At 57.1% G+C, this 25,483-nt stretch carries 17 protein-coding genes; 1 reads left to right on the top strand and 16 read right to left on the bottom strand.

Annotated elements, in window-relative coordinates:
- Nucleotides 1–151: 151 nt before the first annotated feature.
- From speB to P4L78_RS03525, 16 genes are all read right to left on the bottom strand, one after another.
- The gene (gene speB / locus P4L78_RS03600) at nucleotides 152–1,093 is read right to left on the bottom strand and encodes an agmatinase (protein ID WP_283148807.1); all 942 of its coding nucleotides are present in this window, start codon (nucleotides 1,091–1,093) and stop codon (nucleotides 152–154) included.
- A 91-nt stretch (nucleotides 1,094–1,184) separates the two neighbouring features.
- A complete protein-coding gene (locus P4L78_RS03595) occupies nucleotides 1,185–1,925 on the bottom strand; it encodes a type 1 glutamine amidotransferase (RefSeq protein ID WP_309326973.1) in 741 nt (246 codons plus the stop codon).
- 1 nt (nucleotide 1,926) lies between these two features.
- On the bottom strand, nucleotides 1,927–3,294 hold the full coding sequence (locus P4L78_RS03590; protein ID WP_309326972.1) for an aspartate aminotransferase family protein: 1,368 nt from the start codon (nucleotides 3,292–3,294) through the stop codon (nucleotides 1,927–1,929).
- A gap of 1,087 nt (nucleotides 3,295–4,381) precedes the next feature.
- Nucleotides 4,382–5,878, bottom strand: a complete 1,497-nt coding sequence (locus P4L78_RS03585) for an aldehyde dehydrogenase (RefSeq protein WP_309326971.1) — start codon at nucleotides 5,876–5,878, stop codon at nucleotides 4,382–4,384.
- Nucleotides 5,879–5,973: 95 nt separating this feature from the next.
- Entirely contained in the window at nucleotides 5,974–7,266 is a 1,293-nt protein-coding gene (locus tag P4L78_RS03580; RefSeq protein ID WP_309326970.1) for an FAD-binding oxidoreductase, read from the bottom strand.
- Nucleotides 7,267–7,774: 508 nt separating this feature from the next.
- Nucleotides 7,775–9,298, bottom strand: a complete 1,524-nt coding sequence (locus tag P4L78_RS03575) for a DUF3138 family protein (RefSeq protein WP_283148802.1) — start codon at nucleotides 9,296–9,298, stop codon at nucleotides 7,775–7,777.
- Between the two features lie 173 nt (nucleotides 9,299–9,471).
- The gene (locus tag P4L78_RS03570) at nucleotides 9,472–10,293 is read right to left on the bottom strand and encodes an ABC transporter permease subunit (protein ID WP_283148801.1); all 822 of its coding nucleotides are present in this window, start codon (nucleotides 10,291–10,293) and stop codon (nucleotides 9,472–9,474) included.
- Nucleotide 10,294: 1 nt separating this feature from the next.
- Entirely contained in the window at nucleotides 10,295–11,203 is a 909-nt protein-coding gene (locus P4L78_RS03565) for an ABC transporter permease subunit (protein ID WP_283148800.1), read from the bottom strand.
- Between the two features lie 10 nt (nucleotides 11,204–11,213).
- A complete protein-coding gene (locus P4L78_RS03560; RefSeq protein ID WP_283148799.1) occupies nucleotides 11,214–12,344 on the bottom strand; it encodes an ABC transporter ATP-binding protein in 1,131 nt (376 codons plus the stop codon).
- A gap of 304 nt (nucleotides 12,345–12,648) precedes the next feature.
- Nucleotides 12,649–13,749, bottom strand: coding sequence for a polyamine ABC transporter substrate-binding protein (locus P4L78_RS03555; RefSeq protein WP_283148798.1), 1,101 nt, complete (start codon nucleotides 13,747–13,749; stop codon nucleotides 12,649–12,651).
- 324 nt (nucleotides 13,750–14,073) lie between these two features.
- On the bottom strand, nucleotides 14,074–15,453 hold the full coding sequence (locus P4L78_RS03550; RefSeq protein WP_283151452.1) for an aspartate aminotransferase family protein: 1,380 nt from the start codon (nucleotides 15,451–15,453) through the stop codon (nucleotides 14,074–14,076).
- 141 nt (nucleotides 15,454–15,594) lie between these two features.
- Entirely contained in the window at nucleotides 15,595–16,929 is a 1,335-nt protein-coding gene (locus P4L78_RS03545) for a glutamine synthetase family protein (protein ID WP_309326969.1), read from the bottom strand.
- Between the two features lie 296 nt (nucleotides 16,930–17,225).
- Nucleotides 17,226–18,020: a gamma-glutamyl-gamma-aminobutyrate hydrolase family protein gene (locus P4L78_RS03540; RefSeq protein ID WP_283148796.1), complete on the bottom strand. Its 795-nt coding sequence runs from the start codon at nucleotides 18,018–18,020 to the stop codon at nucleotides 17,226–17,228.
- A gap of 437 nt (nucleotides 18,021–18,457) precedes the next feature.
- The gene (locus P4L78_RS03535) at nucleotides 18,458–19,552 is read right to left on the bottom strand and encodes an AraC family transcriptional regulator (RefSeq protein WP_309326968.1); all 1,095 of its coding nucleotides are present in this window, start codon (nucleotides 19,550–19,552) and stop codon (nucleotides 18,458–18,460) included.
- Nucleotides 19,553–20,409: 857 nt separating this feature from the next.
- The gene (gabD, locus tag P4L78_RS03530) at nucleotides 20,410–21,861 is read right to left on the bottom strand and encodes an NADP-dependent succinate-semialdehyde dehydrogenase (protein ID WP_309326967.1); all 1,452 of its coding nucleotides are present in this window, start codon (nucleotides 21,859–21,861) and stop codon (nucleotides 20,410–20,412) included.
- A 640-nt stretch (nucleotides 21,862–22,501) separates the two neighbouring features.
- Nucleotides 22,502–23,770: a 4-aminobutyrate--2-oxoglutarate transaminase gene (locus P4L78_RS03525; protein WP_309326966.1), complete on the bottom strand. Its 1,269-nt coding sequence runs from the start codon at nucleotides 23,768–23,770 to the stop codon at nucleotides 22,502–22,504.
- Between the two features lie 139 nt (nucleotides 23,771–23,909).
- On the opposite strand from P4L78_RS03525, the gene P4L78_RS03520 reads away from it, so the two are divergent.
- Nucleotides 23,910–25,397, top strand: a complete 1,488-nt coding sequence (locus P4L78_RS03520; RefSeq protein WP_309326965.1) for a PLP-dependent aminotransferase family protein — start codon at nucleotides 23,910–23,912, stop codon at nucleotides 25,395–25,397.
- Nucleotides 25,398–25,483 lie beyond the last annotated feature (86 nt).

Here is a 25,483-nt window from a genome sequence, read left to right as displayed (position 1 = left end):
TGCAGCCTGTAGTCCGGATGAAAAAAGTGGGAATCCGGGGCAACGCATGCATGAGCCCAAAGTGATGTGAACCTGCCGTGGCGCTCCCCGCATTCCCGCCCCGCTGGCGGGGCCTCATCCGGGCTACAGTGTTATGACTACCAGCCGCACCTCAAACCTGATTGATCCGCGCGGCCTGCCCGCACAACCAGGTCCAGACAATATTGGAAGCCATGTTGGTGGTGAGTTCAGCGTGGTCATACGCCGGGGCGACTTCCACACAGTCCATGCCCGCCCACGGCAGATCGGCCAGTTCTTCGAGGATGGTCAACACCTGGTTGGAACTCAAGCCGCCCGGTTCTGGCGTGCCGGTGCCCGGTGCAAACGCCGGATCAAGACAATCGATATCACAGCTCAGATACAGCGGCAGATTGCCCTGCGCCATGATGCGCTGGCGGATATCGGTCAGCACCGGTTGCAGATCGGACGGTTTTTCCAGACCGCGCAACATACGGGCTGTCCAGACCTTGCCGCCCATGTCATCCACATACTCACGCGCTTCGCGCACGCCAGCCGAGCGAATACCAATCTGCACAGTGGCTTTGGGGTCAACCAGCCCTTCGGTGATCGCTTCGTACACCCAGGTGCCGTGGCCGGAAGGCTCACCAAAGTGATCAGTCCAGGTATCGCAATGCGCATCAAAGTGCAGCAGCGCCAGCGGGCGGCCATAGTGTTTGCGATAGGCACGCAGGATAGGCAGCGTGATCGAATGATCACCCCCAATCCAGCACATGCGGCGCTGGGCGATCAGTGCCTCGACTTGCGGCTCCAGCGCGGCGCGCATGGTCTCAATGGACGTATTGGGCGTACGCAGATCGCCTGCATCGGCCAGCAAATCCACCGGCGACACATTGAAGTGCGGGTGAATGCCATCGCACAGCATCAGGCTGGCGCGGCGGATAGCTTCTGGCCCAAAGCGTGCGCCGGGGCGATTGGTCACTGCGCCGTCGTAGGCGACACCGGCGATGCCTAGCGGCCGCTCAGGCGCATCGCGCAGCGGCGGTACGCCCAGAAAAGTGGAAGAAGAAAGATAAGCAAAGCCGTAGTCAGACATGATCGTTCTCGTAATGACCGGATATTCAGTGGGTTTGATGCGCCCGCATCGGCGAGGCGCTCATGAAAGCGTTTGGCGATAGAGACGTCGCTCAGGCCAGCACAAATCGACTGTGCCAGCGTTGATAAATATGGTCGGCCAGGCGCTGGCTCGCTTCTATGCAATGCCGTGTGGACGCGTGAATCTGCCCCACGTTTTGCACAAAGGGTTGCCCTGCTTCAGCGATTACTTCGGCCGCACTGGCTTGCAGCCAGGCCGCAATCTTGGCGGGATCGACCTCAACGTGAAACTGCATGGCCAGGTGCAACTCACCCAGCGCAAACACCTGATTGGCGCAGCCCGCACTCGCGGCCAGCCGAGTCGCGATCTCCGGAATGGCAAAAGTGTCGTAATGCCACTGCATGACGTGCGCCTCGGTCACATCGCCAAACCAGTATTGCGCCAGCGGCATTTCATTCATTACCACCGGAGTCCAGCCGATTTCGGGCGTTTTACCCTGACTGACCGTTGCACCCAGCGCGCGCGCCATAAGCTGGCCGCCCAGACAGTGGCCGATTACCGGGATCCCCTTTGCATACGCATCGCGCACCAGCGCTTCGGCCTGGCGCAACGCGGGCAGGTCGTCATTGGCGCCCATTACGCCACCCAGCAAAGCCACGCCACCAAAACCATCCAGTGTGGCGGGCAACACAAAGCCGTTGTCCGTATCCGCCAGTTGCCAAGGCTGCCCGATGCGGTCCAGCCAGGCGCCCAGATACGCGGGCTGATCGTCACCTGCAAACTGGATCACCAGTGCAGGTAGTCGGTTGGAGTGAGTGGGCGCGGTAGTCATTTCAGGCTCCAAGTTCGGTGAGCATTTCGGCCAGATTCGCCAGCAGCCGCGCCACTTGTCCGTGGCCGGTGGCCGGACCGGCCAGCATCATGTTGTGAAACGGGGTCAGCAGTGTACCCCGGTTCAGCAAGCCCAGATGCAGCACCGCCGTGAGCGCATCGTTCTCTGCCGCCGCCGCTTGCGCCGCCGTTGTTGGCGCGGTGGCACAGAACTGCAACTCCAGCCGCGCGCCCAGTCGAGTCACACTCCACGGCAGACCATGGCCGTGAATCAGTTCTTCCAGACCTTGCGCCAAACCGTTGGCAACACCAATGGCCTGTTCATAGGCCACCGGGGTGATGATCTGCTCCAGACTCGCCGCCAGCGCCTGCATGGCCAGTTGGCTGCCCGCCAACGTGGTGCCGATGCCGGAATGTCCCGGCGCCGCAGCTTGCTTGGCATCGCGCATACGTTGGGCGGCCGCGCCGGTAAAACCATAAACCGCGCATGGCACGCCGCCAGCGATGGCTTTGCCGACAATCAGAAAATCCGGGCTCAGACCATAGGCTTTGGCGTAACCGCCCCACGCGGTCGATAGCGTGTGGGTTTCGTCCAGTGCCAGCAGCGTGCCGTGCTCTTTGCACGCGGCGGACAGCGCTTCCAGAAAACCCGGCTGCGGCAACACCATGCCGCAATTGGTCAATGCCGGTTCGGTCAGCACGCAGGCAATCTCGCCCGTTGCCAAAACCGCTTTTACCGCCGCGATATCATTGAACGGCACGCTCACCGAATGCTGGGTGAGGTCATATACCTGCCCCAGCAAACTGGCGCGCGCCGTAGTTTTGCCATCGACCAGATCGACCAGCGTATCGTCCACAGTACCGTGATAACAACCATCAAACACCAGTATCTTGCTGCGCCCGGTCATGGCCCGTGCCCAGCGGATGACAAAGCGATTGGCATCGCTGGCGGTGGTGGCCAGTTGCCAGAATGGCAAACCAAACATGCACGCCAGCCGCTCGCCCACGCTGGCGGTCGATACCGATGGTAGCATGGCAGTCAGGCCGGTTTTACTGGTGCCAGCCAGCATGTTCGCCAACGGTGCAGGGGTATGCCCGAACATCGCCCCGGTATCGCCCAGGCAGAAGTCGTCGTATTCCAGACCATCCACACAGGTAATGCGCGAGCCTTGCGCCTCTCGCAAAAACAAGGGCGACGGGCTCGGCCAGTCTTGCATCCAGTGCAGTGGCACGCCAAACAAAAAATGCTGCCCCGCCAGCCGATGCTGACGTAGCGATTCCGGATGCAGCTCGTTGAAGCGCGCCACCTCGCGGCGCCAGACTTCTTCGATACGGCCCGGCGAGCATGTTTTGACCGGGGTGGATTTCATTTCTGTTGCTCCGGGGTGGTGCTGGTTATGGGGTGGCAAATTTATGGGTTTGCTCTGTGGGTTTCGTTTCTTTTGAAGCTGGTTTTTCTGCCAAGAGTTTGAGTGCCCTCGGCACGGTTTGTTTACATACCCGGCGGTGGCCGGGGACACGTTAGTGTGGCCGTACAGCCTTATCGTGCAACTTGCTTCACCAAGAAGGTGTCCCGGTAAACCGGGATAAATAACCAAAAAGAAGGCAACCCCACGCTGATGCCCCTCCGGGGTTCCATCAGTCGGTCGGGAGCCTCGGGTCTCCCGACACTCCTTCGGCAGTGGCGTTAGGGGATTTAGAAACACACCCTCTGTTGACTATGTACTGTGACAAAATCAAACGTTATAAATACCCGGCTCAAGCATGCAAACTGGGATGCCAGGACGGCGAGAAGCCAGCCGCCGTTGTTCATTGATACATTGCAGCCCCGGATTCTCACTTCGTTTCATCCGGGCTACGGAACTGTTGCTGTTGCTGTTGCTGTTGCTGTTGCTTTTAGCTCCCCTCTTCTGGAAGAGGGGCAGGGGGAGATGGCTGCAATGTGGCATTCACCACCGCGGCCAAATCCACCCAAAAACCAATCCCCCCCTAACCTCTCTTTGGAAAAGAGGGGAACTGGTATCGCGGTTAATTCCAGATTCACCATCCTTGCTTAGCCACGCCGACCGAGGGGACGCAGGATGCGCATAAAGACCTCAGGCAAACAGACGGTTCGTTTCCCCACAGCAACTTGCATCCCGAACATTCAGCATCGTTGTGGGGGTACCCCCGAGGGGCACGGCTTTTGACTTCGGGCCCCCTTGCGGCAGCGGGGTCGCCTTTTGCTATCCCGCTCTGTGGGACTTTGGGTTACCTTTCTTTGGCGACGCAAAGAAAGGTAACGTGCTCCCCGGCACCCGGGGTATCAAACGCCTTTTACAAACGTGCCAAAGGCACTACCCAAACAGCCATTCAAGCGCACCAGTCCATTGAAGCATTGCCACCCCGGATTCCCGCTCCGCTTCATCCGGGCTACACAGATTATTGCGGCGGGTTACACCCGCCCTACCAGCCCGCTTACCGCAACCTCACCAACGTCGACATCAACTCCGTATATTTCTCCAACGCATGCAGCGACTTATCGCGCCCATTCCCCGATTGCTTGTAGCCGCCAAACGGGAAATTCATATCCCCGCCTTCGTCATAGCAATTCACCCACACCGTCCCCGCGCGCAGACGGCGGGCGCCTTCGTGGGCAGTCGTCAAATCAGACGTCCACAACGCCGCAGCAAGGCCGTATTCGCTGGCATTCGCCAAAGCAATCGCCTCATCCAGGGTGTCGAAGGTAATCACCGACAGCACCGGCCCAAAGATTTCTTCAGCGGCGATGCGGGCTTCCTGGCTGTCCACTTCAAACACCGTCGGTTCGATGTAATAACCGCCAGTTTCCTTGAGTACCCGGTTGCCGCCCGTTACCAGGCGCGCTTCGCCTTTGCCGGTTTCGATGTATGACATCACCCGGTCCAGCTGGATGTTGTCGACAATCGCGCCCATGCTGGTTTTGGGATCAAGCGGGTTGCCCGGCTTGTAGGCCGCAGCCTCGGCAGTCACGCGTTTGATGAAGTCGTCTTTGATTGAGCGATGCACCAACAGGCGCGAGCCAGCGGTACACATTTCGCCCATGTTGTAGAAGATGCCACCAGCGGCAGAGCGTGCGGCGCGGTCCATGTCCGGGCAGTCGGGCATGATGATATTGGCGGACTTGCCACCCAGTTCCAGCCACACGCGCTTGAGGTTGGATTGGCCGCTGTGCTGCATCAACTGCTTGCCGACGTAAGTAGAACCGGTGAATGCCAGGCAATCCACATCCATATGCAACGCCAGTTGTTTACCGGCATCACCAAAACCTGGCAGCACGTTGAATACGCCCGCCGGAATACCCGCTTCAAACGCCAGTTGCGCCACGCGAATGGCCGATAGCGGAGATTTTTCCGATGGTTTGAGGATCACGCTATTACCGGCAGCCAGCGCCGGGCCAAACTTCCAGGCGGCCATCAGGATCGGGAAGTTCCAGGGCACCACCGCCGCGACCACGCCAATCGCTTCACGCGTGACCATGCCGACCAGGTGATGGTCGACCGGAGCGATTTCGCCGCCGACCTTGTCGATGGCTTCGGCAAACCACTGCACGCAATATGCCGCGCCAGGTACGTCCACGGTAGTGGTATCGCCAATCGGCTTGCCCGCATCCAGCGTTTCCAGCAGTGCGATTTCTTCCATGTGTTCGGTAATCAGCGCGGACCAGCGCAGCAAAATCTCTTTGCGTTGGCGCGGATTGAGCCCGGACCAGACGCCTGCTTCAAAGCTGCGACGCGCGGCAGACACGGCGCGCTCAACGTCCGCTTCACCGCAATATGCCACCTGAGTCAGCACCTTGCCGTCGATGGGGCTGACGCAGTCGAATGTTTTACCGCTAGCGGCATCGGACAGTTCGCCATCAATAAACGCGCGACCTTCAATGGTCAGACTGGCCGCTTTCTGTTGCCAGTACGCGAGGTCTTTTTGCAGAGTCATGATGTAGTTCCTTGTGAAACGTGAAGTGTTAGGTGCGATCGGGAAAAGTGATGCTGCGGATTGGGTTGTATGAAACCCACCTCACACCAGCCCTGTCACACAAGATCTTTCAATCTGAACCAGGCCATTGCCAGCACCAGTGACGGCATGCGCAATAGCGAACCACCCGGAAAATCGCGGTGCTTCAAGCGGGTGAAGATGTCGAAACGTTCGGCTTGGCCGGCGATGGCTTCAGCCATTAACTTGCCAGCCAGACCCGTCACGTTGACGCCGTGCCCCGAGAAACCCTGGGCGAAATAAACGGTATTGGACAAGCGCCCGAAATGCGGTGCGCGGGTCATGGTGATATCCACAAAACCGCCCCATGCATGGCTGACCTTGACGTCTGCCAGTTGCGGGAAGGTCTTGAGCATGTCGGCACGCATGGCTTGCGCCAGGTTGGGCGGCGCCAGTTTGGAATAGCTGACCTTGCCACCCCACAAAATGCGCCGGTCTGCGGTCGGGCGGAAATAATCCAGGGCAAAGCGGCTGTCGCAAATGGCCGCGTTGGCGGGCATCAGTTTGGCAAAACGCTCTTGTTCGATAGGCTCAGTGGTAATCACATAAGTGCCCACCGGCATGATCTTGCGATCCAGTGCCGGGGAGAGCGTGTGGATAAACGCGTTGCAGGCCAGCACCACGAATTTGGCGTGCACTTCGCCCTGTTCGGTTTTGACGATATTGCTCTGGCCTTGTTGCAAGCTGGTGGCGCAGTTGCTTTCAAAGATGCGCACACCGGCGGTCACGGCGGCTCGCGCCAGGCCAAGGTTGTAATTGAGTGGATGCAAATGCCCGCTGATTTTGTCGTTCAGGCCGCCCAGGTAGCGGTCTGACGCAATAAACCGGTGCATGTCTCGCGGTTCAACGTATTCAAAATCATGAAAGCCGAAACGACTCGCGGCTTCGTCGCGCCAGGCTTTCAGTTCAGTCACATGCTTGGGTTTGTTGGCAGCGGTGAGGTAACCGTCGGCCAGATCACATTTGATATTGTGTTTGGCCACGCGCTCGCGAATGATGTTGATCGATTCGATGCCCATATCCCACACGCGTTTGACGTCATCTGCGGGCAAGTCAGCGGCGAAGGTATCCATGCCGCAGGCAAAACCGGCAATCATCTGCCCGCCGTTGCGCCCGCTGGCGGCCCAGCCGATGCGGCCTGCTTCCAGCACCACCACCGAGAACCCGCGTTCAGCCAGATTGAGCGCGGCGCTGATGCCGGTCAGCCCACCACCGACGACCACGACGTCGGCATCCAGGCGGCCAGTCAGGCGCGGATAACGCGTGTGATCGTTGGCCGTGGCGGCGTAGTACGAATCAATGTGTTCAGCGTTGGCGATATTCATGCTCATGGTGCGATATCCCGCTAGCTTTCGTTGTCTGGGCAAAGTGCCGAGAAGTTGTTTATGCGTTCGCAATGGCTGGCGTACCCATAAACAGCTTCTGACTACATCCTGATTCTGGCTCGCCAGGGGCGCAAAAAGCCCCGGCCTGTTCCGCCGTCTGGGACGCAATCCGTATTTTTGATTGTTGTTCTGCGGGTGGGTGGCGACACCAGACTAGCCAGTGTCGCCCCCTTTCAGGCTATGTCTTAGAGCCTGTTCATCATCTTTACTCGTCAGCGCTGTGCCAATAAAGGGTTAGCCACAAGACATGGGATGCAGCTAATAACTGGTTATTAGCCAATCACATAACACAGTGGATGACCCTTTATTGGCCCAGCCCTTCGGGTTCGGGGCATTACCGGCGCGCTGCTGTGTTGCGAAGCACTGCCAGTACTTGTACTGCGGCGTGCTTCGCGCCTTGCATCGCATCCGGTACTACCCCGAACGCTGTCGTGAAAAGATGGTGAACCGGCTCTTAGAAGGCATAGATGAACTGCGTACCCAACATATCGTTGCTCTTGGCGTAAGTGCCATCGCTCTTGATGAAGGTGTCTTCAGAGGACCAATCGTGGCGGTATTCGATCTTCAGTGTGGCCTGATCGGTTACGTACCAGATGAAGTCCAGCGCGATGTCGGCGCGGTTTGCGCCTTTGCAATCAGCACCAGCCGAGGTCGAATTGGCCAGGCAGTTCTGGCTGATACCAAAGCCGTTGTGCCCATCAATACCGGAATCACTCAGCACTACACCACCACCACCGCCGCCGTTCTTCTGGTCGTTCATGTAGTCAATCCGGGCTGCGGTGCCAAACTGGCCAGACTCAGCATGCCACTTCTGCAGACCCAACACAGAAACGCCCCACCATTGCGCATTGCCGCCATTGAAGGCTGCGTTCTGCTGCTTGCCAAGGTCGACTTCGGCATTGATTGTGGTATCTGCCCAGGTATAGGTCAGATCAGCTTCGGTGAAGTAGTAATTGCTGTACGGATCGTTCGAGCCGCATTGATAGCCGAAACCAGACGCACACGTGCTCGCTGTTGCCAGCGATTGACGGCCAATGTTGCCGGACCAGCCAAGATCTATCGAGCTCGACCAGGTGTAGTCCAGGCGAGTCGTGAACGTCGGTGTGTTGTTGGTTTCAAACTTGGCCTGACCGGTAGTCGCATTGGTATCGACCTGGGTAGTAGCGCCCTTGGTGCGATATTGCTCGTTGGCCAGCATGAACTTCCACGACCAGTTGCCGGTGGAGTAATTGATGCCTGCGCCAACGTAGCTACCCGGATCAGAGAAGTCATACAGCAGGTTGTGAGTCAGTGTCGGCATCAGCGTCGACAGCTGGTACTCATAGCCGCCAAAGCTGGACATCAAACCGGCGACAAACGTGGTGCTCATGTCGATCGGCATGTTGATGACAGCGGTGTTGATGATGTTCATGAAGCTGTTTGAACCATCATCGGTCGCCAGCAATGTCGCCCCGTTACCCCGGTTAGGCATGATGCTGATTTCCGCACTCGGCGCCAGCGCACCGGCACCGAAGGTCTTCTTGATATCCAGATAGACATCGCCGAAGGTACTGCCGTCGTAGTTATAGGTACCGTTGTGGTTTACAAACTGGAAGCCACCCGACTTTTGCCCGAAGTTGTAGACGTAAACCGGATCGAGATAACCAGTGACCGACAGACCGGCAATGCCGCCTTCGTTCACGGTTTTATCGATGCTGTCAGTCTTCAGTTGCAGCGAAGCGATGGATTGCTTCATGCCGTCAACATCGTCCTGCGTCATCGCCGGCGTAGTCGAAGCCGCAGCAGCAGGCACAGCGGCCTGTTGTTGCTGAACCTGTGCCTGCGTCGTCGTTTGCTGGGCTTTGAGCTGTTTGACTTCGGCCTGCAATTGCTGCAGCTCGGCCTTGAGCTCATCGAGCTCGCTTTGTTTTGGCGCTGCCAGCGCCGCGCCGGACACGGTCAGACCGGCCAGCAAAGTACATAAGATTTTCTTGCGCATTTTCCTCATCCCAAGTGATTGAATCTGCACCCCGAAACAACATTGTTTCTTGCTTGAACATCTACTGCTGTTAATACGCAATGCACTTTCAAAACTGTTTGTTTGCAGGTCGTTGTCGTTGTTATTGCGGATGGCCACCCCGACTGATGGTCAGTCATCCGCTTGTTGCCCGTTTACGCGGCCAGCGCCATGCGTTTGCGCTCTGCCTTTTGCATGAAGTGGTTCGCCGTCAGCACGCCAATCGTGACCAGCGTGATAAAGATCGTCGCCAGCGCGTTCATTTCAGGGTTCAAACCCAACCGCACCCGGCTGAACACCACCAGCGGCAGCGTGGTTGAACCAGGACCGGACAAGAACGCGGACAGCACCAGATCATCAATCGACAGCGTGAAAGACAGCAGCCAGCCCGAAATCAGCGCTTGCGAAATCAGGGGCAGCGTAATCACAAAGAACACTTTGAACGGTGTCGCGCCAAGGTCCATCGCTGCGTCTTCCAGCGAGGTATCCAGCTCACGAATCCGCGATTGCACGATGATGGCGACGTACGAAATACACAGCATCACGTGACCGATCCAGATCGTCAGCACGCCACGTTCTGCGGGCCAGCCAATGTACTTGGCCATTTCCACAAACAGCAGCAGCAGCGAGATACCCTGGATCACTTCCGGAATCACCAGCGGCGCGTTGATCATGGCGGTGTACAGCGCAAAACCGCGGAACCGCCCCATGCGGGCCAGCACAAACCCCGCCCAGGTACCGATGAGCACCGAAGCAAACGCTGTCATCAAACCAATTTTCAGCGACAGCCATGCGGCGTTGATGAGCTCGTCGTCATGCAAGAGTTCGCCATACCAGCGGAACGAGAATTTCGACCAGACCGTCACCAGTTGCGAATCGTTGAACGAGTAAATAATCAGGCTGAGAATTGGTGCGTAGAGAAAGAAGAATCCCAGCGACAGCACCGTAACCTGCAGGTTTTTATTGGGTTTGATCATGTCAGATCTCCTCCAGCTCTTTGGCTTGGTAGTGCTGGAACACCGCCATTGGTACCAGCAGCAACACCACCATGGCGCACGTCACTGCAGAAGCCATTGGCCAGTCCGCGTTATTAAAGAATTCGTCCCACATCACGCGGCCGATCATCAAGGTGTCTGAACCACCCAGTAGTTCCGGAATCACGTACTCACCCACCGCCGGAATGAACACCAGCAAACATCCGGCGATAATCCCGTTTTTGGACAGCGGCAAAGTGATCTGCACAAACACTTTCCAGGGTTTGGCGCCCAGGTCGTAGGCGGCTTCCAGCAAGCGCAGGTCCATCTTCACCAGGTGGGCGTACAGCGGCATGACCAGGAATGGCAGGTAGGAATAAACCATGCCGATGTAGACCGCGGTGTTGGTGTGATACAGCTCGACCGGATCACGTACCAGGTGTGCCCACATCAGAAACTGGTTCAGCAGACCGTTGTTCTTCAAGATGCCGATCCAGGCATAAACGCGGATCAGGAAAGAAGTCCAGAACGGCAGCATCACCGCCATCATCAGCACGTTGCGCGTGGCCGGATTGGAGCGCGCAATGTAATAGGCGATGGGGTAGCCGATGATCAGACAGAAGAAGGTGGAAATCGCCGCCATCTTCAGTGAGCTCAGATACGTGGCGAAGTACAAGCTGTCGGTCAGCAAGAACTTGTAGTGGCCCAGTTGCAGCGCCATCTGCACCATGTTGTCTTTGATGACGGCCAGTTCGGTGTACGGCGGCACACCCAGTACCTGATCAGCAAAGCTGATCTTCACCACCAGCAAAAACGGCACCAGGAAGAACATCGCCAGCCAGATATAGGGCGCAGCGATCACCAGCCTTTGCCCGGAAGGCAGCCAGCGTTTGAGTTTGGCTTTGAGTGTCATGATGTCATTCTCATTTGGTCAGCACGACACCGGCCGTTGGGCCCCAGGACACGTAGACTTCTTCTTCGTACGCAGGCGGTTCCATATTGTCGAAATCCAGCGTAGAGACGTTGGCCATCACCGTTTTGCCGCTTTCGAGTTTGATGTGGTACAGCGTATAGCTGCCCATATAGCCGATGTTCACCACCTTGCCGACGGAGGCATTCGCCTCTTGTGCAGGTTTGGCGCGAGACAACAAGACACGCTCCGGACGGACCGAAATCGTCACCGGCATGCCCAGCGGACCAGTCACACCGTGGCTGATAAACAGCCGTTGTTTCATGTCGGCGCTTTCCACGTAGATGTGGTCCGGCTGGTCTTCAACGATCACGCCCTCAAACAGGTTGGTGGAACCGATGAAAGACGCGGCGAACTTGCTGTTGGGATATTCGTAAACTTCATTCGGTGCGCCCAGCTGCACGATGCGCCCTTCCGACATCACCGCCAGGCGGTCGGCCATGGTCATGGCCTCTTCCTGATCGTGCGTCACCATGATGCAGGTCACGCCGACCTTGTAGAGAATGTTGACCAGCTCGATCTGCGTGCGCTGGCGGATTTGCTTGTCCAGCGCCGACATCGGTTCATCCAGCAGCAACACCTTCGGGCGTTTGACCAGGCTACGAGCCAGCGCAGCGCGTTGTTGCTGACCGCCCGACAACTGGAACGGCTTGCGCTTGGCATACTTGGTCATCTGCACCAGATTCAGCACGTCGGCCACGCGTTCAGCGATCTCGCCTTTGCCTACACCTTCTTGCTTCAGGCCAAACGCGATATTGCTTTCCACCGTCATGTGCGGAAACAGCGCGTAAGACTGGAACATCATGTTCACCGGCCGCTTGTACGGCGGCAGCTTGGACATGTCTTCGCCATCAATCAAAATCTTGCCGGAAGTGACGGTTTCAAAACCCGCCAGCATGCGCAGCAGCGTGGACTTGCCACAGCCCGAGCTACCCAGCAGGGCAAACAATTCATTCTTGGCGACCGACAGATTCACGCCGTCAACGGCGGTGGATTCATCAAACTTCTTGACCACATCAATCACGCGGACAAAGTTCTCGTCCGTCGTGGCTGGTTTGCTTTGTGCACTCTCGTGGGCATTCATGATTCTGGTTACCTGTTGCGAAGAGGATGGTTGAGAGTCGCTAACAAAATCGTTCTGAATACTTGTCCAGCCTCATATACAAGGCACCAGAACGTAGGGTTTGCAGGCCTTGGCATGCGAACGCGAACATTGCTGGCGGTGCGCATGAATGCGCACCCTACGACGCAAAAGCCAGGAATCAGGGCGCTTTTGTTGACAACTTCAAGACGCAGGAGGGGCCGAGCGGAGCCTGAATCGGCCCAACCTGCGTCATTGGCAATGCGTTGTTTAACTGTGTTGGTTAACTAATCAGACACGGCTGGAATCAGCGGCCCGACTTGTATTGCGCCCACAACCGGTTTTCCAGCCGCAGAATTTCTGATGGCAGCGGCTTGAGCAAGAACAGGGTCTTGGCGACTTCTGGCGGTGGGTAAACCACCGGATCATTGGCCACTTCAGGCTTCACGAACTTGCGGGCTTCGGCGTTGGCGTTCGGATAGAACACCTGGTTGGTAATTTCGGCGTGAACTTGCGGGGTTTCGATGTAGTTGATCCATTTCAGCGCAGCTTCTGGATGCGGGGCATCTTTCGGAATCGCCATGGTGTCAAACCACACTGGAGCGCCACCCTTAGGAATGAAATACTGGATTTCATAGGCCTTGCCCGCTTCCTTGGCGCGTTGCTTGGCAATGGTTACGTCGCCCGACCAGCCAAATGCGATACAGATATCGCCGCCTGCCAGGTCATTGATGTAACCCGAAGAGTTGAACTGACCAATGTACGGGCGGATTTTCTTGAGGGCGTCATACGCCAGTTGGTAATCGGCAGGATTGGTACTGTTAGGATCTTTGCCGACATAGTGCAGGGCCATGGCAAACACATCGTTAGCCTGATCCAGCATCGAAACACCGCAACCCTTGAGCTTGGAGAGGTTCTCCGGCTTCATCAGGATGTCCCAGTTGGCCAGATCAACATCTTTACCGAGGATGGCTTTGACTTTGGTCACGTTGTAACCCAGACCATCGGTACCGTAGGCCCAGGGAATCAGGTACTGGTTACCAGGATCGGCACCGGCCACTTGCGCCATCAGGGTTGGGTCCAGGTTTTTCAGATTTGGCAGCTTGGATTTATCCAGCTTCATGTAAATGCCGGCCTGAATCTGCTTGGCAGCAAAGTTGCTGGTTGGCACAACGATGTCGTAACCCGCTTTGCCGGTCAGCAATTTGGCTTGCAAGGTGTCGTCACTGTCGTAGACGTCGTATTTCACCTTGATGCCGGTTTCCTTGGTGAAGTTGGGAATCGTATCTTTGGCGATGTAATCGGACCAGTTGTACACATTCAACTCGGTATCTGCCGCAAACGCCGAACCCGCCGCCGCTGCACAGATACTGGCCAGGGCCAGACTGCTCAAAATCTTGCACTTCATCTTATCTCTCTCCAATCAAAATGACGCTCGAATAGTCCGGCGTTAAGAGCGGGCCGGGTCGCTACGACAAACAGCTTGATTACTGCGTGCAGTGCCTGAAACAAAACTACTAATCTGTCGAGTCGCCCGGCCGTGTCGGTCGGTTTTTATTGGTCTTTGGTGTTACTGCCGCAGCGATCTGGCGCCGCCTGCGGGTGCTACGCTTCAAAACACTGCTTAATCTGTAAATCCGTAGATTCGTAGATTTGTAGATTCGTAGGGTGTGCATTCATGCGCACGTTTACTGACCACGTTCGCAGGCGCTGCCTGCAAACCCTACGCGTTTCAATACCCAAGGTCTTTGGCCGTCAGATCAATACAGCGCGCGGCTTTCTCGACCAGTTCGTCAATTTCCGAGCGGCTGATCACCAGCGGTGGCGACAGCAACATCCGGTCACCAGTGGCGCGCATGATCAGGTTGTTGGAAAAACAATGATCACGGCAGATCAAGCCCACATCGCCACCATTCTCAAAACGTTTACGTGATGATTTCTGTTCACAAAGCTGCATGCCGGCCACCAGACCCGCGCCGTGGATTTCGCCTACGATCGGGCTGTTGGTCAGTGCTTCACGCAGCGATTTCTGGAAATACGGACCGGTTTCTGTCTTGACCTGATTCACCACGCCGCCATCACGCAGAATGGCGATATTGGCCAGCGCCACTGCCGCCGCTACTGGGTGACCGGAATAAGTCATGCCGTGATTGAAATCGCCCGCCGCGATGATCGGATTAGCCACGCGGTCATGAATCGCCACCGCGCCCATCGGGATGTAACCGCTGGTCAAACCCTTGGCCAGGGTCATGATGTCTGGCTTGAAACCAAAGTGCTGGTGCGCAAACCATTCGCCGGTGCGACCAAAGCCGCCAATGACTTCGTCCGCCACCAGCAAGATGTCGTACTTGTCGCAGATGCGCTGGATTTCTGGCCAGTAGTTGTCTGGCGGAAAGATCACCCCGCCCGCGCCCTGGAACGGTTCGCCAATAAAGGCGGCGACGTTTTCAGCACCGACCTCAAGAATCCTGGCTTCCAGTTCGGCAGCGCGCGCCAGTCCAAACGCCTGTGCGGTAACGCCTTCGGCGGCTTCGCCGTACCAGTACGGCTGGTGGATATGCACGATGTTGCCGACCTTGGACGGCATCTGTTCATGCATGTAACCCATGCCACCAAGCGAAGCACCGGCAATGGTGGAACCGTGATAACCATTGATACGGCTGATCACGATCTTGCGTTCTGGCTTGCTTTGCGCGGCCCAGTACTGATGCACCAGGCGCAGTACGGTGTCGTTACCTTCCGAACCCGAATTACAGTAGAAAAAGTGATTGAAACCATCCGGTGTGAGTTCAGCCAGTTGGCGCGACAGTTCAATCACTGGTGGATGGGTGGTTTTGAAAAAGGTGTTGTAGTACGGCAGTTCCAGCATTTGGTTGCGAGCGGCATCGGCCAGTTCTTCGCGGCCATACCCGACATTCACACACCACAGCCCGGCCATGCCATCGAGGATTTTGTTGCCTTCGGAATCCCACAGATACACGCCCTTGGCGTGGGTAATCACCCGGCTACCGGCGCGGTTGAGCGAGCCCATGTCCGAAAACGGATGAATGTGGTGGGCGGCATCCAGTTGTTGCCATTCCTGGGTAGTCCGTTGAGTCAGGGTCTGAGTCATCATGATTCTTGCATCCTGTATTTCACGTCGTTTTCCGGATGGTTTCGTAGGGTGGATTCGCGAAATAATCCACCGGCATCAGTAGGGTGCGCATGAATGCGCACCGCCACTGAACGCGTTCGCACGCCTCGCGTGCAAACCTTAAACGTACAGCAGCAAGTGCCGACGCTCCCACGAGCTGATCACGCGGAAAAACGCTTCATATTCGGTTTCTTTCACGCTGGTGTACGCCTGAACGAACGCGGGCCCCAGCACTTCCGGAATCGCCGTGCTACTGCGCATCAGCGCAATGGCAGACTCCAGATTGCGTGGCAGTTCGTACGGCATGTTGTAGGCGTCAGTGGCGACCGGCTCGGTTGGATTGAGCTTTTGCACCATGCCCAGATAACCGGCAGCCAGCGTGGCCGCGATAGCCAGATATGGGTTGCTGTCGACACCGGCGATGCGGTTCTCAACGCGCTTGGCCACCGGGCCAGACATCGGCACCCGCAGACCCACGGTGCGGTTGTCGTAACCCCACTGGATGTTGATCGGCGCAGCGGTAAAGCGTGACAGGCGACGATAGCTGTTCACGAATGGCGCAAAGATGGGCATCAGTGCGGGCACATACGCTTGCAGACCGGCGATGTAGTGATAGAACAACTCGGATTCTTTGCCATCGGCGGTACTGAACAGGTTTTCGCCAGTTTTGGCATCCACAATGCTTTGGTGGATGTGCATGGCCGAACCGGGTTCGTTTTCCATCGGCTTGGCCATGAAAGTGGCGTACATGTTGTGGCGCAATGCCACTTCACGCACCGTGCGCTTGAACAGGAACACGCGGTCAGCCAGATCGAGCGGATCACCATGCAGGAAGTTGATTTCCATCTGCGCCGCGCCCACTTCGTGGATCAGCGTATCGACTTCCAGATCCTGCGCTTCGCAGTAATCGTAGATATCTTCAAACAGCGGATCGAACTCGTTCACCGCTTCGATCGAGTAAGCCTGGTGACCTACTTCGGCGCGGCCAGAGCGGCCAACGGGCGGCTGCAGCGGAATATCCGGGTTCTTGTTTACGTCAACCAGATAGAACTCAAGCTCTGGCGCCACGACTGGCTTCCAGCCGCGTTCTTTGTACAGATTGAGCACGCGCTTGAGCACGTAACGCGGTGAGTATTCGACGGGCGAGCCATCAAAGTGCACGCAGTCGTGAATCACCTGGCAGGTTGGGTCAACGGCCCAAGGCACCAGGCGGATGGCATCAGGATCAGGGACGCAGATCATGTCCGGGTCGGTCACGCCGGAGATGGTTTCATCATCCGGATATTCGCCGTTCACTGTCTGGAACAACACGGCAGCAGGCAGGCGCATGTTTTCGCCAGATTCAAACTTGCTACGCGGAATGATCTTGCCGCGAGCAATGCCGGTCATGTCCGGCACTACACATTCAACTTCGGTAATGCGATGTTCTTTCAAAAACTCTGCGATCTTGTCCATCTGGTTCAGTCCCGTTTGCAGGGCCCATTTCGGTAGTTAAGCACCGCTGATTCGTTGATCAGCCTATTGCCTGAAACCGTTAACATGCCGTTTCTACAGCGCTGCTAACGATCTTGAGAGTCGCTCACAAAATTGTTCTGGCAAGGCATCTGGCCGCAGACAGTACAAGTAGTACGGCAAGGCCTGATAACGCAGTCAGAACGGTTTTGTGTGCGACTCTAAACCACGGAAATCGACTCTTTTGACTGTGGCGGTTGCCACAATCTGATCTTCCCGGCTCTGTTGTCAGTCGCGGCCTACCCCCGCGTTTGTCCCCCTTGTTTTCTTGCTTGTTGATCCCGGCAGGCCGCGCCAAACGCCGCAAATAAAGCAACTGAAAGCGGGTTATCGGCAAATTGCCATTCCGGGTGCCACTGCACTGCAAATGCAAAACTGCTTGCATCTTTCACGCTGAATGCTTCAACCAGGCCATCGGGCGCAACTGCTTCTACCCGTGCACCGGGCGCCAGTGTTTCTACGCCCTGGTTGTGTAATGAATTAACGGTGGCCTCTGGCTTGCCGTACCAGCTTTCCAGCTTGCCGCCTGGCACCACTGCAATTTGATGCGCCGGGCCATACTGGATTTCCAGCGGGTCTTCTTCACGTTCGCGGTGCAGCAACATGCCGGGCACCTCGTGCACCTTCTGATGCAGCGTGCCGCCGAGCGCAACGTTGATTTCCTGAAAGCCGCGACAGATGCCAAACACCGGCACGCCCGCTGCAATGGCAGCGCGAATCAGCGGCAGGCTGGTGGCATCACGGGCGGGATCATGCAAAGTGCCCTGGGCACTGGAGGGGCCGCCGTAATGACGGGGCTCCACATTGGAGGGGCTGCCGGTGAACATCAGACCATCCACCAGATCGAGCGTTTGTTCGATGGATTGCTGGCCAGCCATGGCGGGCAGCAAAATTGCGAAGGTATCGGCACCATCCACAGCGGCAACAACATACTTGTTGCCAGCACAGTGAAACGGGTGGTGGCCGAGCATTTTGAGGTCGGCGATAACGCCTACAACCGGTTTGTTACTTGATGCCTGGTTCGGTTTACTCATGGGATCACCATGTCTGTTCCGGCGGGCAGCCACGCCATTGCGGCTGCTTGCGCGTTTGCTGGCGGCGGGCGAAGCCCACCTTTGTTCCAGTCCTGCACTTTCACCATCAACACAATCAATTTGAGTATTGCTGAACATCTGTAGTTTGCCGACCTGCTGGCCGGTTACTGTCAAACGCCTGCAATCTTCATATGTTCTAGTGATGTCTGGGACACTGCGCCTCGCGTATTGCCATGACGCCAGTGAGCCCTTATCCAGTCCGGTTGATCCTTGCGGTTGAGCGTTTACTTCAGGCGCAGACCACAACCAGAACAGGCCACCGAGAGTGATTCGCATTGATAACGGTCAATTTGTTTGCCGTTAATCGTTGTGCGTATTCACATTTCGATGAACCCATTCTGCCTGGGTGTATGAGGGGAGTAAGAGAGAAAAACCGGTCAGCCGGGGGATAATTCCGGCCAACTTGCACGGTGTGCTCTGGCCGTTTTTTCCACCGGGGTGGCGCGGTACTCACTGGGGCATTGGCCAGTCCAGCGGCGGAAAGCATGACGAAAGCTGGCGGTTTCGCTATAGCCCAGCTTCTCGGCAATATCGGCCACCGGCATGGCAGTACGGGATAGATATTCCAGCGCTTTGTCGCGCAAGACTTGATCCAGCAAGGTCTGGAATTTCACACCGCGCTCATCCAGCCGCCGGCGCAAAGTGCGCTCCGACATAAACAACTCGCTCGCCACATTGTTGAGCTGGTTGTACTTGAGCGGGTCAGCCGACATCAGCCGCAGCGCCTTGGCAATCACATCCAGGTTGCCGTTGTTTTGCCAGGTCCGTTGCAATTGCGCACATTGCTGACGCATCACCTCATAACTGAACGGATCAGCCAGCGGCAACGGGCTGCTTAGCAATTCGGAGGGGAAAAACACCGCGCTTTCTTGCCGGTCAAAATAGGTCGAACAGCCGAACACCTGGCGATAAGCCGACGCATGTTCCGGTTTGCCATGACTCAAAGCCACGCAATCCGGACTGATCTTGTCGGCCATCACATCACAGACCACGGCCCACAATGCGGCCAGGCACATGTCGGTGTTCCAGACTTCCAGATCTGGCCGATAACGGTAACCCTCGACGCCCAGCGCGGCGGCATAGCCATCTACCCGCAAGGTCACGTCGAAATACGAGCCAAACAGCAGCGGGAAATCAAAAATGCATTGCAGCGCATCGGCCAGCGTTGGGCTGACCAGCATGGCGTAACCCAGCAGACCAAAACTGGATACCCGCAAGGCGTTGCCAATTTGCAAGCCGAGCGATTCGTCACCGGTAAGCGCACGGGCGTTGGCCGAAACAATCAATTCCTGCGCGTGGGTCACCATCATGGTGGTGTCTTGCAGGTCAGCAGCGCTGACCCCGCAGCCGGCCAGAACACGGTCTGGCGGAATATCGCGCCGCCCAGTGAGCCGCGCAATGGTTGAAATGGTTTGTAGCGTCGACGGCACCAGCGTGGCGGATGCCTGTACACATGAGCCCGAGCGTTTCATGTTGTATTTCCTGTGAATTACTCTTTACTTTGCTCTCGTCCGTGCAACAACACTGAGGAACCTCTGAACAAGACCTTTGGGGCAGCGACGACGCTTTGCGGGATGGATCGCACGACGTCAGCCCGCAGGACAGGCTTATTGCCTGTTCAAGGGCTGCAACACAGCGAGCCGCCCGCAAAGCACCGTCCCGAAGGGTTTAGGCGAAATCGGGCGCCTGCCGCCCCGCAGTGGTATCCAAAGGCCCCGGCCTTGGGACACCACTGCGGGTCAACAGATCATCCCGATTTGGCCTAAACGCTACTCCCAAAGGGCTTGTTCAGAGGTTCCCCTTGGCGGGTTTGCTGCGTTTTCTACTGGCACGTTTGAATAACAAGATCGTGCTTGTGCGGTTGAGATTGCGGGGCTGTTGATCTACCAGAGCAGTCGGTGCGCTGAGGCGGCCAGTAGAAGCCCTCTTGCTTGATCACCGTAAGGCGATCCGGCTTTTAATGATTCTGTGTTCTAACCTTATGCGACCTGCCGCCACAAAACCAGTCCGGCATGCACAAGTGAGTACTCTGTGCCACTGGCAGATTTTGTCGGACAAAACCGGACCAAAGGCGACCTCACCGAGCAAACTCATACAGCAATGTATGGCAAGAAGCATGCCACTGAACGCTAGCCCCGGGATGTCAGGTGAAACCGCTATATACCTGATTAATTAAGCACTTTCTGGTGCATGCCGTTTCAATAATTGCACCACAATCATGCAAACAACCTGTAAACGCCTGACGGCTTGATCGCGCGATGGGTGTCTTGCAAATACGCAAAAAGAGCGGACGCGCCGCTCTTTTTGTCTTTGCTATCGGCTAGTTAGCTTACAGGCCGGCCAGGCATAGGTACTTCAATTCCAGATAATCATCGATGCCATGATGCGAGCCTTCGCGGCCCAGACCAGACTGTTTCACGCCACCAAACGGTGCCACTTCAGATGAAATAATTCCGGCGTTAATCCCCACCATGCCGTATTCCAGTGCTTCACCGACGCGGAAAATGCGACCAATGTCGCGAGAATAGAAATAACTGGCCAAACCGAACTCGGTATCGTTAGCCATGGATATGGCTTCTTCTTCGGTTTCAAACTTGAACAACGGCGCCATCGGGCCAAAAGTTTCTTCTTTGGCGACCTTCATGCTGGTGGTTACGCCGGTCAAAATAGTCGGCTCAAAGAACGACTGACCGAGCGCGTGGCGCTTGCCACCCAACAATACTTTGGCGCCGTGGCTCACCGCATCGGCGATGTGTTCTTCGACCTTGGCCACGGCTTTGCCATCAATTAGCGGTCCCTGGGTGACGCCCGCTTCAAAGCCATTGCCGACCTTGAGTTTGCTCACTGCGGCGGCGAGTTTTTCGGCAAACGCGTCGTAAACCCCGGCCTGCACCAGCAAGCGGTTGGCGCAAACGCAAGTCTGACCCGCATTGCGATATTTGGAAGCAATGGCACCTTCGACCGCAGCATCCAGATCGGCGTCGTCAAACACAATAAACGGCGCGTTGCCGCCCAGTTCCATCGACAATTTTTTGACGGTATCGGCCGATTGGGCAATCAGCATGCGGCCAATTTCGGTCGAGCCGGTAAACGACAGTTTGCGTACGATCGGGCTGGCGGTCAGTTCACCACCAATGGCATTGGCCGATCCCGTGACCACACTGAAAATCCCCGCCGGTACGCCCGCACGTTCTGCCAGCACCGCCAACGCCAAAGCGGACAACGGCGTCTGGGTAGCCGGCTTGAGCACCATCGGACACCCTGCCGCCAGCGCCGGGCCAACCTTGCGGGTGATCATGGCGGACGGGAAGTTCCACGGCGTAATCGCCGCAGTTACGCCCACCGGTTGTTTGATGACCAGAAAGCGGCGGTCATTGGCCGGTGCCGGAATGATCTCGCCATCAATACGCCGTGCTTCTTCGGCAAACCATTCCAGATAACTCGCGGCATAGGCGATTTCACCCTTGGCCTCAGCCAGCGGTTTGCCTTGTTCTGCGGTGAGGATAGTGGCCAGATCGTCGACATTGGCCAGCATCAAGTCGTTCCAGCGGCGCAGGATGACCGAGCGCTCTTTGGCGGTTTTTTTGCGCCAGGCAGGCCACGCCGCATTGGCAGCCTCAATCGCCCGACGGGTTTCGGCTGCGCCCATTTTTGGAATGGTGGCAATGATCTCGCCCGTGGCCGGGTTGTTAACCGGGATGGTTTCTTTGTTATCCGCGTCTTGCCATTGGCCGTCGATGTAACACTGTTGGCGTAACAGGGATGGGTCTTTGAGGTTCATTGCGGTGTTCTCCGTGTTCATTCTTTGCCATGGTCTGGATTTGCCCGCTACAACCCGGATTCACGCAGCAATCCGGGGGCGGTATCGGCAAAATCCAGCGCCCGCGTTCTGTGCATATGTTGCCACCCCGGATGCCCACTTCGTTTCATCCGGGCTACGTTGCTTTGCTCTGGCCTGGATTTGTTTGTTGTAGCCCGGATTCGCGCAGCAATCCGGGGGCGATATCAGCAAAATCCAGCGCCCGCGTTCTGTTCATATGTTGCCACCCCGGATTCCCACTTCGTTTCATCCGGGCTACGTTGCTGTAGTCACCAGCCCACAACTCTGCAAACCAGGGCTACCGAGGGAACGCAGGCCCTGCGCAGACCTCCTGGCAAACAGACGGTTTGCTTCGGCTTTTGACCTTGGGCCCCCTTGCGGCAGCAGGGTCGCCTTTTCTTTGGTTACTTTCTTTTGGCGACGCAAAAGAAAGTAACGTGCTCCCGGTCACCACCGGGTATCAAACGCCTTTAAAACCCGTGCCGAAGGCACTAACCAAAGCAGGCATTCAAACCCCAGCACTTCGTTGAAACATTGCTACCCCGGATTCCCGCCTCCGGCTCCTTCCGGGCTACAAAACCACAGCAAGCAACATCCTTCTTCAAGCCGCCTGCAAGGCCTTCCCCAATTTCGCCAGCCCTTCCTCAAACACCGCATTTTCAATCGTCAGCGGGAACAAGAATCGCAATACGTTGGAGTACACCCCGCAAGACAACAAGATCAGCCCGTCCGCCAGCGCCAGCGTCTGCACGCGTTTGGCAAAGTCGGCATCCGGCTCACCGGTATTCGGGTCGATAAACTCGGCGGCAACCATTGCGCCCGGGCCGCGAATATCGGCAATTTGGGGTACCACACCGCGCAACTCATTCAGGGTTGCTTTGAGTTTGTCACCGAGTTGGTTGGCACGTTCCGCCAATTTCTCGCTTCCAATCACATCCAGCACGGCGTGCGCAGCGGCAATCGCCAGCGGGTTACCGGCGTAGGTACCACCCAAACCGCCCGGGTTCGGCGCGTCCATGATTTCGGCGCGACCGGTCACGGCGGAGAGCGGATAACCACCAGCCAGCGATTTGGCCATAGTCATCAAATCTGGCACCACGTCGTAGTGGTTCATGGCAAACAGCTTGCCGGTGCGGGCAAAGCCGGTCTGGATTTCGTCGGCAATCAGCAAGATGCCGTGTTGATCGCACAACTTGCGCAATGCCTGCATGAAATCCGCCGGAGCCACGTAGAAACCGCCCTCGCCTTGCACTGGTTCCAGAATGATCGCTGCCACGCGCTTCGGATCAATATCGGCTTTGAACAGGTCGTTCAGCGCCTTGAGCGACATGGCGGTGGTAATGCCGTGCAGCTCACACGGGAACGGCGCATGGTGGATTTCTGATGGGAACGGGCCAAAGCCCACCTTGTAGGGAACCACTTTGCCGGTCAGCGCCATGCCCATCATGGTGCGGCCATGAAAACCGCCGTTGAAGGCGATCACGCCAGGGCGGCCGGTGGCGGCGCGGGCGATCTTGATGGCGTTTTCCACGGCTTCGGCACCGGTAGAAAAGAATGCGGTTTTCTTGGCGTAATCACCGGGCGTCAACGCGTTCAGGCGTTCGGCCAGTTTTACGTAGGATTCGTATGGCACCACTTGATAACAGCTGTGGGTAAAGGCATCCAGTTGTGCGCGCACCGCGGCGGTCACTTTGGGGTGACAGTGGCCGGTGTTAAGCACGGCAATGCCACCGGCAAAGTCGATAAAGCGATTGCCTTCCACATCCCACAACTCGGAGTTCAGCGCGCGTTCCACAAAGAACTGCGCCATAACGCCCACACCGCGCGGGGTGGCAGCATTTTTGCGGGCAAACAAATCAGCATTGGACACGATATCGCTTCCTGTAAAAGTGGTTTGGTCTGGCAGTCTTACTCCGCGCAAAACGGAGTAGACGCTTTGGAATGCCTCGAATATAGTGAGCTTCGGCCCCCTCAAGAAGAGCCATTTTTTTTAAAACAATGGAACCACTTTGCGAACAAGCTTGTTATCAGACTGGTTAGCCCAGCGCCTGGACAAGGCCAGCGTCGAGCCTTCCTATCGCCAGTTACAACGATTGCTGCGTGAAGCCATCCTGGCGCACGAGTTGCCGGCCGGGCGCAAACTGCCGTCGTCACGCATGCTGGCCACCGAGCTGGGCATTGCCCGCAACACGGTGATCCAGGTGTACGAACAACTGGCGGTTGAGGGTTATCTGCTGGCGGGTACCGGTAGTGGCACATTTGTGGCCGATAGCTCGCCCGATCAACAAATGCTGGGCAGTGCCGCAGCCGCCCCGGCGAGTAGCGACTCCGGCGAACATTTGTCGCAACGTGGCCAGCGCTTGATTGCATCAGCCGGTGTGTCACGGCGGCAATGGGGTGCATTTGTGCCGGGCGTGGCGGATGTGACGCGCTTTCCGGCCGCAATCTGGAGCCGGTTGCAAGCGCGGCATATGCGCAACCCGCGTCCAGAGTTACTCAGTTACGCGCCACCCGGTGGCCACGCGCCATTGCGCGAGGCGCTGGCCGATTACCTGCGTAATGCCCGGTCGGTGCGCTGCGAGCCCGAACAAATCATCATCACCACCGGTATTCACCAGTCGGTTGATCTGGCCGTACGTTTGCTGTGCGATCCGGGTGATGCGGTGTGGACCGAAGACCCGTGTTACTGGGGCGTGCGCAGTGTGATGCAGGCTTCTGGTCTGCAATTGAAACCCATCGCGGTCGATGCCGAGGGCATCAACCCTTCGCCTGAAGACCTGGCCACACCGCCGCGCATGATGCTGGTGACACCGTCGCATCAGTATCCGTTAGGTATGGTGATGAGCCTGGCGCGGCGACGCATGCTGCTGGAGTTCGCCCGCCAGCGTGACTGCTGGATTATCGAAGACGATTACGACAGCGAGTTCCGTTACGCCAACCGCCCGCTGATGTCGCTACAAGGCATGGATGATGCCGACCGGGTGATCTACGTTGGCAGCTTCGGCAAGATTCTTTACCCCGGTTTGCGCATTGGTTATCTGGTGGTGCCGCCGGCGCTGGCCGAACCTTTCGCCGTGGCGCTGGCCGAGTTGTATCGCGAAGGCCAGTTGCTGCAACAAGCGGTGTTGTCGGACTTTATCGCCGAGGGCCATTTCAGCTCGCATATTCGCCGCATGCGCAATGTCTACGGCTCGCGCCGCGAAATACTGATGCAAGAGATTTCGCGGCACTTTGGCGATGCCGTCAGCGTGCGTGGCGATGAAGCGGGCCTGCATCTGGTCGCTACCCTGCCCGGCCACGTGGATGATCGGCAGATTGCACAAGATGCCCTCGCCGCCGGTATCGCCACTCGCCCGCTCTCCAGTTACTACAGCCAGGCCAATGCGCCCGAGCGCGGTTTGCTGTTGGGCTACGCCTGTGTTCAGGACGATGACATTGCCAGACACTTCGCCACGCTGGCACGGGTAATAGAAGAACATCTGCAAATTCATCGCTAAAGTAATAAGCACGCTGGTCGATGCATTCGTTAACCAGCTTCATTGCATAGCCGTAACCAGCATCAACACAAAATCAGCCAGAGCCG

Origin of the sequence: Silvimonas sp. (genome assembly GCF_031291215.1) — a bacterium.
GTDB classification, from domain to species: domain Bacteria; phylum Pseudomonadota; class Gammaproteobacteria; order Burkholderiales; family Chitinibacteraceae; genus Silvimonas; species Silvimonas soli.
Note: the sequence above shows the minus strand (reverse complement) of the source record. Positions and strands in the feature narration are given on the sequence as shown.

Excerpts from the sequence above, each read along its gene's own strand:
- speB (WP_283148807.1), bottom strand. The coding sequence starts at position 1,093 with ATGTCTGACTACGGCTTTGCTTATCTTTCTTCTTCCACTTTTCTGGGC.
- P4L78_RS03595 (WP_309326973.1), bottom strand. The coding sequence starts at position 1,925 with ATGACTACCGCGCCCACTCACTCCAACCGACTACCTGCACTGGTGATC.
- P4L78_RS03590 (WP_309326972.1), bottom strand. The coding sequence starts at position 3,294 with ATGAAATCCACCCCGGTCAAAACATGCTCGCCGGGCCGTATCGAAGAA.
- P4L78_RS03585 (WP_309326971.1), bottom strand. The coding sequence starts at position 5,878 with ATGACTCTGCAAAAAGACCTCGCGTACTGGCAACAGAAAGCGGCCAGT.
- P4L78_RS03580 (WP_309326970.1), bottom strand. The coding sequence starts at position 7,266 with ATGAGCATGAATATCGCCAACGCTGAACACATTGATTCGTACTACGCC.
- P4L78_RS03575 (WP_283148802.1), bottom strand. The coding sequence starts at position 9,298 with ATGCGCAAGAAAATCTTATGTACTTTGCTGGCCGGTCTGACCGTGTCC.
- P4L78_RS03570 (WP_283148801.1), bottom strand. The coding sequence starts at position 10,293 with ATGATCAAACCCAATAAAAACCTGCAGGTTACGGTGCTGTCGCTGGGA.
- P4L78_RS03565 (WP_283148800.1), bottom strand. The coding sequence starts at position 11,203 with ATGACACTCAAAGCCAAACTCAAACGCTGGCTGCCTTCCGGGCAAAGG.
- P4L78_RS03560 (WP_283148799.1), bottom strand. The coding sequence starts at position 12,344 with ATGAATGCCCACGAGAGTGCACAAAGCAAACCAGCCACGACGGACGAG.
- P4L78_RS03555 (WP_283148798.1), bottom strand. The coding sequence starts at position 13,749 with ATGAAGTGCAAGATTTTGAGCAGTCTGGCCCTGGCCAGTATCTGTGCA.
- P4L78_RS03550 (WP_283151452.1), bottom strand. The coding sequence starts at position 15,453 with ATGACTCAGACCCTGACTCAACGGACTACCCAGGAATGGCAACAACTG.
- P4L78_RS03545 (WP_309326969.1), bottom strand. The coding sequence starts at position 16,929 with ATGGACAAGATCGCAGAGTTTTTGAAAGAACATCGCATTACCGAAGTT.
- P4L78_RS03540 (WP_283148796.1), bottom strand. The coding sequence starts at position 18,020 with ATGAGTAAACCGAACCAGGCATCAAGTAACAAACCGGTTGTAGGCGTT.
- P4L78_RS03535 (WP_309326968.1), bottom strand. The coding sequence starts at position 19,552 with ATGAAACGCTCGGGCTCATGTGTACAGGCATCCGCCACGCTGGTGCCG.
- gabD (WP_309326967.1), bottom strand. The coding sequence starts at position 21,861 with ATGAACCTCAAAGACCCATCCCTGTTACGCCAACAGTGTTACATCGAC.